The organism is Ahrensia marina (assembly GCF_001293565.1).
GTDB lineage: Bacteria > Pseudomonadota > Alphaproteobacteria > Rhizobiales > Rhizobiaceae > Ahrensia > Ahrensia marina.
This window is the reverse complement of the sequence record NZ_JXMU01000033.1, coordinates 18981-28130: the sequence shown is the minus strand read 5'-3', so window position 1 is coordinate 28130 and position 9150 is coordinate 18981. Positions and strand designations below refer to the sequence as shown.

General features: G+C 51.6%; 8 protein-coding genes and 1 riboswitch. Of the genes, 4 read left to right on the top strand and 4 right to left on the bottom strand.

Features of this window, described 5'->3' with window-relative positions:
• Positions 1-56: 56 nt before the first annotated feature.
• The 3 genes from SU32_RS16095 to SU32_RS16085 form a co-directional block, all read right to left on the bottom strand.
• Positions 57-1871, bottom strand: a complete 1815-nt coding sequence (locus tag SU32_RS16095) for an ABC-F family ATP-binding cassette domain-containing protein (RefSeq protein WP_054000407.1) — start codon at positions 1869-1871, stop codon at positions 57-59.
• A gap of 116 nt (positions 1872-1987) precedes the next feature.
• A complete protein-coding gene (locus tag SU32_RS16090; protein WP_054000404.1) occupies positions 1988-2254 on the bottom strand; it encodes a hypothetical protein in 267 nt (88 codons plus the stop codon).
• Positions 2255-2340: 86 nt separating this feature from the next.
• Entirely contained in the window at positions 2341-2997 is a 657-nt protein-coding gene (locus SU32_RS16085) for a thiamine diphosphokinase (RefSeq protein ID WP_054000403.1), read from the bottom strand.
• A gap of 85 nt (positions 2998-3082) precedes the next feature.
• A riboswitch (TPP riboswitch) is annotated at positions 3083-3177 on the top strand.
• 53 nt (positions 3178-3230) lie between these two features.
• Between SU32_RS16085 and thiB the strand changes: the two genes are divergently transcribed.
• From thiB to SU32_RS16065, 4 genes are all read left to right on the top strand, one after another.
• Positions 3231-4226 (top strand): thiamine ABC transporter substrate binding subunit, encoded by a 996-nt coding sequence (gene thiB / locus SU32_RS16080; RefSeq protein WP_211097798.1) that lies wholly within the window; start codon positions 3231-3233, stop codon positions 4224-4226.
• A gap of 84 nt (positions 4227-4310) precedes the next feature.
• A complete protein-coding gene (locus SU32_RS16075; protein ID WP_082376843.1) occupies positions 4311-5840 on the top strand; it encodes a thiamine/thiamine pyrophosphate ABC transporter permease ThiP in 1530 nt (509 codons plus the stop codon).
• A complete protein-coding gene (gene thiQ, locus SU32_RS16070) occupies positions 5840-6577 on the top strand; it encodes a thiamine ABC transporter ATP-binding protein (protein WP_054000400.1) in 738 nt (245 codons plus the stop codon). The genes SU32_RS16075 and thiQ overlap by 1 nt, the downstream gene beginning before the upstream one ends.
• 134 nt (positions 6578-6711) lie before the next feature.
• Positions 6712-8220: a M48 family metalloprotease gene (locus SU32_RS16065; protein ID WP_082376842.1), complete on the top strand. Its 1509-nt coding sequence runs from the start codon at positions 6712-6714 to the stop codon at positions 8218-8220.
• 18 nt (positions 8221-8238) lie between these two features.
• Here SU32_RS16065 and SU32_RS16060 read toward each other — a convergent pair whose 3' ends face one another.
• Complete coding sequence (locus SU32_RS16060; RefSeq protein ID WP_054000399.1) at positions 8239-9099, bottom strand: RNA polymerase factor sigma-32; 861 nt, start codon at positions 9097-9099, stop codon at positions 8239-8241.
• Positions 9100-9150: the final 51 nt, after the last annotated feature.

The following is a 9150-nucleotide window of genomic DNA, read 5'->3' as shown; positions in this document are numbered from 1 at the left end:
GTGGGAACCGGTTTTCCGCCCGGACATGCGGGAAATCAGTGAAAAGCAGACACGCTCTAGCCTTCCAGTTCCTCGCGCAGCATTTCCAGCTCCAGCCATTCTTCTTCCATGGCTGTGTGGCTGTTTTGCAAAGTCTCAAGTTCCTTGGCCGTTTTATTGAAGCTTTCAGCGTCTTTGGCAAAAAAGTCGGGATCAGCCATTTTTGTTTCCAGCGCGGCAATCTTTTCAGCAACTTCGTCCATTTTGGACGGCAATGTCTCTAATGCGTATTTCTGTTTATAGGACAGTTTGCCTTTCGCATTTGCACTTGTAGGCTTCGTCGGGGCTGGTTTCTCGGATTTTGCTTCTTTTTTGGCGGCTGTAGCGGCTGCTTTTGTGTCTTTAATTTGCGCCTGCATATCTGTGTAACCGCCTGCATAGGCAATCCATCGTCCCGTATTTTCCATATCCGGCGCGATGATGGCGTTGACGGTTTTATCAAGAAAGTCACGGTCGTGGCTGACCAGTAGAACAGTGCCTTTAAAGTCCGCAATCATTTCCTGAAGCAGGTGGAGCGTTTCCATGTCCAGATCGTTGGTTGGCTCATCAAGAACCAGCAGATTATTTGAACGGGCAAGGAGCTTGGCGAGAATCAGCCGTGCTTTCTCGCCGCCGGAAAGCTCTTTAACGGGTGTGCGGGCCTGTTCCGGCTTGAAAAGAAAGTCTTTCATATAAGACGAAACATGCTTTTCCTCACCATTGACAACAAGTGTCTGGCCGCGCCCGTCTGTTAGAAAGTTCTCAAGTGTTTCATCGGGCTTGAGCGCATCGCGGCGCTGGTCCAGCATGGCGATATCAAGATTGGTGCCGTGGCGGACCGACCCGCTGTCAGGCGCTAACTCGCCGACCAGCATTTTTATCAGCGTTGTCTTGCCCGCGCCATTAGGACCAACAAGGCCTATGCAATCGCCGCGGTGAATCCGTAATGAAAAGTCTTTTACCAGTGTGCGACTGTCATAAGTCTTGCTGATATTGCTGGCTTCGATCACCATCTTGCCGCTGGTGCGCACTTCACTGGTTTCCAGCTTTGCAGTGCCTTCGGCGCGTTGGTGATTTCTAAAGGCGGATTTAAGCTCGGCCAATTCGCCCAGACGGCGCATATTGCGTTTTCGGCGGCCGGATACGCCATGGGTCACCCAGTGTTCTTCCCGCACGATCTTGCGGCCAAGCTTGTGCAGTTCCTGCTCTTCTTCTTCCAGAAGCTTGTCGCGCCAGTCTTCAAACTTTGAAAATCCGGCACCGTTTTCTCTTAATTTGCCGCGATCCAGCCATAGGGTTTTGCGCGTGATGTTTTCCAGAAAACGCCTGTCGTGCGAAATCAGTACAATGGCTGATTTCGACCGTTGCAACTCGGATTCGAGCCATTCGATGATTGGTAAATCAAGGTGGTTGGTCGGCTCGTCCAAAAGCAGAATATCAGGGGAAGGTGCCAGAGTGCGCGCAAGGGCGGCCCGCCGTGCCTCGCCGCCCGATAGGCCTTCCGGCGAGCGGGTTTCATCCACACCAAGTTCGGTTGCCAGATAGCTTGCGCGGTGGGGATCATCCATGGGGCCAAGGCCTTCCGCGATATAATCGCCAATCGTTGCATATCCTGTCATATCAGGTGCCTGTGGCAGATAACGCACTGTCGCGTTGCGGTCAGACGTTACCTCGCCGTCTGTGGCATCGGTTAAGCCGGCCGCTATTTTCAAAAGTGTGGATTTGCCGGAGCCGTTGCGGCCGATAAGCGCGATACGATCGCCTGCATGAACAGAGAAGCTTGCTTCTTCGATAAGCGGTTTGCCACCGAAGGTCAGAGATATGTTTTCCAGGCGAAGCAGGGGCGGGGAGATTGCCATAATAACCTTTGTCGTTCGTATTTGATCAGGCTTTGGCGGTTTCAGGCGGCGAAATCAAGACAATAAAAAGCCCGCCTGAAAGCGGGCTTTTCGATTCGATAAATTTACAATCAGCAGCGTGCTTTGTAGTAACCGCCTCGGCCGTTTGAGTAGTAGCACTGGTTTGAACCTTGTGCCACGCGGCCGATAACCACGCCTGCTGCTGCGCCTGCTGCAGCAGAAAGCAATACTGCCTCTGTGTTTCCGCCAGCGATGAGAGCTGCACCGGTACCGACAATTGCGCCTGCGCCGCCTGCGCGCACGTCTGAGTCTGTGCAGCCTGTTGCTACTGCGCCTGCCATTGCTACTGCTGCGATTGTTGCTGTAATTTTCTTCATGGATATGCTCCCGCGTTAAATGCATCAGAAAAGCAGAACTATGTCTCATTTTTCTGACAGGTTGTAGATGTTCCCTTCCACTACTGTCACAAACTATGCTTATTTTGCACTAAGGCAATAGCATGACCGTCAATCAAACTAATTTTTGTGTTGCCGGTTGTTACATTTGACAGTGTATGCGTTGACCCTAAGGCAACCTCCACGCTGTGCAAGGGCCATTTTACCCCCAAAACAGTCAATCCGCTTAAGGCACTGAACGGAATAATGGAAAATGTTGTATCGTCCGCGCAATCAAGCGCCAGTTCACGCCCTGGAATCAGTGGAAAAGCTGTTTCATTACCAGTGGTTAGGTAAAATTCGATATCAGAATTATCCAGCGCGTATCTTATAGCGCCAAGCAGAATAAAAAGAATATGATCCGTGCGTTCGCCGCCCATTGCGCCGCAAACAGTGATTGCCTTCGGTTTGCGGGCGATGGCAAGATTAAGAGCAAGTTCACCATCCGACTGGTTTTTGTCGGTTGAATGGGGGATTTGCTCAACTGATTGATATTCGTCCAGTAAGGCCGGTTTGCTTGAATCAAAGTCGCCGATCCACACATCCGGTGTCACACCAAGCTCTTTTGCATGACGGATGCCGCCGTCAGCAGCAATGACATAGCTGTTTTTGACGCGTGCAAGAAGGTCGTCATTGACCGTCAAAGTGCCGCCTAAAAGAATAGTCACTGAAGCTGAATTACTCATTATCTTCTCATAGGCAGAGGAAAATGACAGCGCAATAGCGCAGGCAAGCGCCCTTGCTGTGATTTTCTACAAATGCTATTCGGATAAATGTCTAACGGGGTGCCCAATGGCTGAGAGGTAATCCGACCCGTAGAACCTGATCCGGTTAACACCGGCGGAGGGATTAGGCGCACGGTTTAGGTCCATTCCTTGAGCGTTGTGTTTGTCCCTTGTTTCAAACAAGGAGAGAAGCTTTGAGAAAATCCATTTTACTGATCATATTGTTGAGCGGTGCTGCAATCAGTCATGCGCAAGCTAAAGACGTAACGGTTTATACCTATGAAAGCTTTACCGCTGAATGGGGACCGGGGCCGCAGGTTGAAAAAGCCTTTGAGGCAAAATGCGGCTGCGACGTAACATTTGTTTCTGCCGCAGACGGCGTTGCTCTGCTTAACCGCTTGCGTTTGGAAGGTGAAAACACCGATGCCGACCTGATACTGGGCATTGACCAGAACCTGATTGCAGAAGCCAAGGACGAAGGGTTCTTTGCGCCGCACGGTATGGACATTGAGGCGGGCTTAGTTCCGGTTGAATGGAATGACGATACTTTTGTGCCGTATGATTACGGATATTTCGCAATTGTCTATGACACCCAAAAGATTGAGACACCGCCTTCCAGCATGGAAGAATTTCTAAACGGTGATGCTTCCAACAAAATTGCCATACAGGACCCGCGCACGTCGACGCCGGGGCTTGGCCTGATGTTGTGGATTAAGAAACTCTATGGTGATGATGCGCCCGAAGCCTATGCCAAACTGAGTGACCGTATTTTGACAATCACGCCGGGTTGGTCCGAAGCCTATGGTCTGTTTACCGATGGTGAAGCGCCCATGGTGCTTTCCTATACAACATCGCCCGCCTATCACATGATTGCCGAGGACAATGACCGATATCAGGCAGCGGCATTTTCCGAAGGCCACTATATGCAAATCGAGGTTGCGGGCCTGACGAAAAAAGGGGCGGAAAACCCGCAGGCAAAAGAGTTTCTTTCATTTGTCGTCAGTCCGGCGTTTCAGGACATCATTCCGGAAACAAACTGGATGTTGCCTGCCGCGCCTATGTCAAAACCGCTCAATCCGGTGTTTGACGAGCTGGTTCAACCGAAAACAGCGCTGCTCTATTCTTCCGAGGAAGTTGCGCTTAAACGCAAGGACTGGGTAGACGAATGGCTTGACGTTATGAGCCGATAATCGGGTTTGAAGCACAATCAACCATATCAAAAATTGAGGCTTGCAATTCCATTGCTGGCCCTTTTTCTGTTGGGCGCACTGGCAATGGGCGCAATCATTGCGTTGATTGTTTTTGCCGTCCTTGGCGGGTCAACGGTCGATATCATTGATATTGTGACCGATCAGTATGTGTGGCGAATCATACGGTTCACGCTGTGGCAGGCAGCTTTATCGACCGTGCTGTCGGCTGTATTGGCCATTCCTGTCGGGTTTTTGCTGTTTGAAAACAAATATTTCTATGGTCGCGAACTGCTGCTGCGCCTGTTTGCGATCCCGCTTGTATTGCCGCAGATTGTCGCCGTTCTGGCAATCGTCTCCCTTTATGGAAACCAGGGCTTTGTAACGCAGGCGCTCGAAGGCGCCGGACTGCCTGTTGGCACAATTTACGGACTTTCCGGCATTTTGATTGCGCATGTTTTCTTTAATATGCCGCTTATCGCCCGGGTCGTGCTTGGCGCTCTTAATGCGATGCCTTCAGAATATGAACGTCTGTCACATCAACTCGATATGGGGGCAATGCAGCGTTTGCGCCATATTTGCTGGCCTTATATGCGTCCTGCGCTGTTTAACGCCTCGGCGCTGGTTTTCATGTTATGCGTTACTTCATTCACCGTCGTGTTGACGCTGGGCGGCGGCCCGCGTGCCACGACCTTGGAAGTGGGTATTTATCAGGCGCTTACATTTGATTTTGATATTCCGCGGGCGGTGGTTTTAACAGCAATGCAGCTTGCCTTGACCGCTTTTGCTGTCTTTATGTTTGCCCGTGCGGGCGGAAATATAGATGCCGGTATGACGCTTGAGCGCACACGGCCCCTGATTATCAAGCGTGATATTCGTCAAACCGTGTTGTCAGTCGTCGTGCTTGGCCTTGCGGCGTTATTTGTCGCTTCGCCTTTTATTGCGATCTTTGTAAAAGGTATTGCCGCGGATCTTTTAAAGCTGATTGGGCAGCCTGCGGTTCAAAATGCGATTTTGACCAGCTTTGTGCTTGGCGCTCTTGCGGCAAGTCTGTGCATTATTGTGACGCTGGCCTTATGTGAGGGCGCTGTCAGAAAAGGCCCTATGCAAGGCATATACAGCCATGCGGCCTCACTGGTGCTTGTTGTCCCGCCAATCGTCATCGCGGCAGGCTGGTTCATTCTACTGCGCCCCTTTGTCATCGTTTATGAAGCGGCACCTTATCTGGTTGTCTGCGTCAATGCGGCAATGGCGCTGCCTTTTGCCATGCGGTTTGTGCTGCCAGCGCGTCAAGCAGCGGCACAACGCCATGATCGGTTATGCGCGCAGCTTGGACTTTACGGCTTCAACAAATGGCGTCTGGTGCTGCTGCCGACAATGATAAAACCGCTATCTGTCGGCTTTGCTTTTGCCTTTGCCTTATCGCTTGGTGATTTGGGCGTGATTGCGCTTTTCGGTTCTGAAAAAGTGCAGACTTTGCCGTTTTTGATTTTGCAGCGCATGGGTAGCTATCGCACCAATGATGCGGCAGGCTTGGCCCTAATGCTATGTATTTTTACCTTGGGAATTTTAATGCTCGCGGACCGCAGCAGCATATCATTGAAAGGCAAAAAGTAATGACAGCCGATCAGTTCAGCGTTGCGGTTGAGGATGTCACATTTGCTTATGAAGCAGATGCGCCCGTCATGCGCTTTGATGCACAATTCCGCAAAGGTGTCATCACGGCAATCATGGGCGCAAGTGGCTCTGGAAAATCGACATTGCTGTCATTGCTGGCCGGATTTGAAATGCCGCAGAGCGGAAAAATCTGGCTTGCCGGTGAGGATTATACCCATCGCGCGCCGGGAGAACGCCCGCTTTCGATGGTGTTTCAGGAGAATAATCTTTTTGCGCATTTGAGTGTTTTTAACAATGTTGCGCTTGGCGTTTCACCTTCTCTCAAACTGTCTGCCAGTGATAAAGAGAGCGTCCATCATGCCTTGGCCAGTGTCGGTCTTGAAAATTATGGCAAAAGGCTTCCCGCCCAACTTTCAGGCGGTGAACGTCAACGTGTAGCCGTTGCCCGCGTATTGGTGCGGCACAAGCCAATTTTACTGCTAGATGAAGCCTTTGCTTCTCTTGGGCCGGGGCTGCGGCGCGAAATGCTTGATCTTGTCGCATCACTTGCCGATAAAAATGCGATGACAACGCTGATGGTCACCCATTCTCCTGAGGATGCCCTACATATTGCACAAGATCTTGTTTTTCTGGGGCAGGATGGTGTTGCCTTTATTGGTCCGTCGAAGGAACTTGCCAAGTCGCAAAACCAGAATGAAGCGGTGCGTAATTATCTGATCGGGCGTGGAACTTCATAAAGCGGACGTGGTTTTGCCAGAATTGGGGTTTAGCGCAGCGACAGTTAAATCTTTTCCTTTGCGAGCGGCCTCTATCCGGCTATTGCATATGACACAATAATAGAATCGGATTTGCCAAGCGGCGCATTTTCAACATGGTTTTAAAACAAGCGAAAATAGAAAAGCGATTGTTCACAAAGCCTACGGCAAATCTGTTGCGCGCCATGGCTGTTGTGTCTCCTCTTGCCTTGAGCGCCTGTCAAAGCTTTGTCGACCTTGCGGCCGATCCGTCTTTGTCGCCATCAAAATCGCCCGTTATTGCCGAAAATGTACGTTCAGGGCGTTTGGCGCGCTTGGGCGCTGCACAGCATCCGCGCATATTGGAAACCTATGGCGGTGAATATTCAAATGTTGCGCTGGAGCGCATGGTCGCCGGTATTGTCGGCAAACTTGTTACGGTTTCGGACAACCCGACCCAAGTTTATCAAATTTCAATTCTGGATTCTCCGGTGGTCAATGCTTTTGCGCTGCCGGGCGGATATTTATATGTGTCACGCGGCCTGCTTGCACTGGCCAGCGACAGCGCCGAACTGGCGGCTGTTATTGCCCATGAAATGGCGCATGTGACCAGCAATCACGGCATATTGCGCCAGAAGCGGGAAAAAGAAAATGTTCTGGCCGAGCGGATTGTTTCCGATGTGTTGCGGGACAAGGAAGCCGGACGCCGCGCGCTGGTACGCGGCAAGCTTGACCTTGCCCAGTTCTCTCGAAACCAGGAGCTGGAAGCCGATGCTGTCGGAATTGCCGCTATTGGAGAGGCAGGCTACGACCCTTATGCGGCAGCGGCTTTTCAGCAGCGTATGGCAGCGTTTAATGCCTATCGCAGTGCATCGGGCGCTGATGATCAGGGTATTGATTTTCTGTCAACGCATCCGTCTACGCCGCAGCGTGTAGCGCTGGCTGTTGGTCATGCGCGTAAATTTGGAGGTCGGGGCACCGGAACGCGCGACCGTGAAAGCTATATGCGGGGTGTTAACGGTATGCTTTTCGGCGATAGCGCCGATGAAGGCTATGTCCGTTCGCAGCGTTATAGCCATGTCGGATTGGGCATAACATTTGAGTTTCCCGACGGCTTTGACATTGAAAACCGACCCGAAGCGGTTCTGGGCGGACGCCAGAGTGACGGCGCAGCCATTCGCTTTGACGGCGATGATCTTCCGCAAAATGCCAGCCTGACCGAATATATCGCAAGCGGCTGGGTTGAGGGCCTCGACGTATCATCCGTGCGTGCCGCGTCCATTAACGGGCTTGAGGCTGCAACGGCAAAAGCCTCTGTCGGGCGCTGGGATTTTGATGTCACCGTTGTTCGTGCCAACGGCGCCGTTTACCGCATATTGACGGCCGCACCTTCAGGCTCGTCCGAACTTACCTCATTGGCAAATAAAGTCCGCTCGTCTTTCCGCGTGCTGTCAAAAGCTGAAAAAGCGGAATTAAAGCCGTTGCGTATCCGTATTTTGAAAGCGGAAGCAGGTGATACAGTTGCCTCTATGGCTGCAAGAATGCGCGACGTTTCCAATGCTCAAACGCTATTTCGCGTATTGAACGGTGTGCCGGAAGGCGAGGAGCCTGAAGCCGGCAAGTTATACAAGATCGTCACGCAGTAATTTGCCCGCAGCCAATACTTATTTGGCGAGAATTGCGCGGCTGTCGTTTTCAAGTTCAAGCCGCATTTTTTCCAATGCACGGTTCTCAATCTGGCGGACACGCTCTTTGGAAATGTTCAGTTCAATGCCCAAGGATTCAAGTGTTGCGCCTTTTTCGCTCAAGCGGCGCTTGCGGATAATGTTCATCTCGCGCTCGTTGAGAACATGCATGGCGTCATGAAGCCATGTTGTGCGGCGCTCGGCATCAATGCTGTCTTCGACCATTTCATCCTGTAAGGGACGGTCATCAACCAGAAAATCCATACGGGTTGCCGAACCACTTTCATCGTCGCTGACAGGTGCATGGAGCGATGTGTCGGGGCCGGACAATCTGGAATCCATAAGCGCCACGTCCTTTTCAGAAACGCCCAGCGCCTCACTGATTTCGCTGTACATATTGGGCTGCGATAGAAGATCGCCATTTTGGGTCAGTTTGGCGCGTAAGCGTCTCAGATTGAAAAATAGTGATTTTTGCGCAGAGCTCGTACCGCCGCGCACGATGGACCAGTTGCGCAGGATATAGTCCTGCATGGATGCGCGAACCCACCAAGTTGCATAGGTGGAGAAACGGACTTCGCGTTCAGGCTCGAACCGGCTGGCTGCTTCGAGCAGGCCGACATATCCTTCCTGAATCAGGTCGCTCATTGGAAGGCCGAAATTTCTGAACTTTGTGGCCATTGAAATAACAAGGCGCATGTGCGCGGTTGTTATTTTGTGCAGCGCTTCCTGATCCTGGCTCTCTTTCCAGGCAACAGCCAGATCATGTTCTTCTTCGCGCTCCAGATAAGGAGCGCTCATCGCAGTGCGAACCATGTCGCGTCGGGCTGGTTCATTACTCATGATACACTCCTTTAGTAAGCTGAATTACAAAAGGGTTACGCGTGAGAAGGA